Annotated in this window: 2 protein-coding genes; both read left to right on the top strand. The window is 66.5% G+C overall.

Annotated elements, in window-relative coordinates; all coding sequences use genetic code 11:
* Positions 1 to 1,155: acetyl-CoA C-acetyltransferase (locus DDF70_RS36160; RefSeq protein WP_162820918.1), on the top strand; the 1,155-nt coding region annotated here is incomplete at its 5' end.
* Between the two features lie 90 nt (positions 1,156 to 1,245).
* Positions 1,246 to 1,781 (top strand): SDR family NAD(P)-dependent oxidoreductase (locus tag DDF70_RS36155; protein WP_114949219.1); only part of this gene is annotated, 536 nt, incomplete at its 3' end.

Genomic DNA, 1,781 nt, shown 5'->3' with positions numbered 1-1,781 from the left:
GTCGGCGCGGCGCGCACCCCCGTCGGCTCGTTCAACGGCGCCTTCGCCAATACCCCGGCTCATGAGCTCGGCGCCATCGCCATCAAGGCGGCCCTCGAGCGCGCCAAGGTGGAAGGCGGAGAGGTGGACGAGGTGATCCTCGGCCAGATCCTCACCGCGGCCCAGGGCCAGAACCCGGCCCGCCAGGCCGCCATGGCGGCGGGCGTGCCGCAGGAAAAGACCGCCTGGGGCCTCAACCAGCTCTGCGGCTCCGGCCTGCGCACGGTCGCCATCGGCATGCAGCAGATCGCCAACGGCGATGCCGCCATCATCGTGGCGGGCGGCCAGGAATCCATGTCGCTCGCACCCCACGCGGCCCATATGAGGTCCGGCACCAAGATGGGCGACTTCAAGCTCACGGACACCATGCTCAAGGACGGCCTGATGGACGCGTTCCACGGCTACCACATGGGCACCACCGCCGAGAACGTGGCCCAGCGCTGGCAGCTCACCCGCGAGGAGCAGGACCAGTTCGCCACGAGCTCCCAGAACAAGGCCGAGGCCGCTCAGAAGGAAGGCCGGTTCAAGGACGAGATCACGCCCGTGACGATTGCCTCCCGCAAGGGCGACATCATCGTGGACCAGGACGAGTACATCCGCGCCGGCACCACGCTCGAAGCGCTCGCCAAGCTGCGCCCCGCCTTTTCGAAGGAGGGCACGGTCACGGCCGGCAATGCCTCGGGCATCAATGACGGCGCCGCCGCCGTCGTGCTGATGACGGAAGCCGAAGCCGAGAAACGCGGCCTGACCCCGCTCGCCCGCATCGCCTCCTGGGCGACCGCCGGCGTCGATCCGGCCATCATGGGCACGGGTCCGATCCCGTCCTCGCGCAAGGCGCTGGAAAAGGCCGGCTGGAAGGTGTCCGACCTCGAACTCGTCGAGGCCAACGAGGCCTTCGCCGCCCAGGCGCTCGCGGTCAACAAGGACATGGGCTGGGATCCGTCCATCGTGAACGTGAACGGCGGCGCCATCGCCATCGGCCACCCGATCGGAGCATCGGGCGCCCGCGTGCTCGTGACCCTGCTGCACGAGATGGGCCGGCGCAACGCCAAGAAGGGGCTCGCGACCCTCTGCATCGGCGGCGGCATGGGCGTGGCCATGTGCCTGGAGCGCTAAGACAACACCAGCAGCCCGGATCAACCCGGGCTGTTTTGACAGGGGATCCGGAGCGTTCCCCCAGGGATGAACCGTCAGAAGGAGCAGGATATGGGACGTGTTGCATTGGTTACCGGTGGCACTCGCGGCATCGGTGCCGCGATTTCAAAAGGCTTGAAGGACGCGGGCTACAAGGTTGCCGCGAATTACGGCGGCAATGACGAAGCCGCCAATCGGTTCAAGACGGAGACCGGCATTCCGGTCTTCAAATTCGACGTTTCCGATGCAGCATCCTGCGAGAGCGGCATCAGGTCCGTCGAAGCCGAACTCGGCCCGGTCGACATCCTGGTCAACAACGCGGGCATCACCCGCGACGGCATGTTCCACAAGATGACCTACGATCAGTGGTCTGCCGTCATCCGCACCAATCTCGATTCCATGTTCACCTGCACGCGCCCCGTGATCGAGGGCATGCGCGAGCGCGGTTTCGGACGCATCATCATCATCTCGTCCATCAACGGCCAGAAGGGCCAGATGGGGCAGGCGAACTATTCCGCTGCGAAGGCAGGCGTGATCGGCTTCGCCAAGGCGCTGGCGCAGGAGAACGCCAACAAGGGCGTCACCGTCAACGTGATCGCGCCGGGCTA

Source organism: Microvirga calopogonii, assembly GCF_003347665.1.
Classification (GTDB): Bacteria; Pseudomonadota; Alphaproteobacteria; order Rhizobiales; family Beijerinckiaceae; genus Microvirga; species Microvirga calopogonii.
The sequence above is the reverse complement of the archived record's forward strand: the minus strand, read 5'-3'. Positions and strand labels throughout refer to the sequence as shown.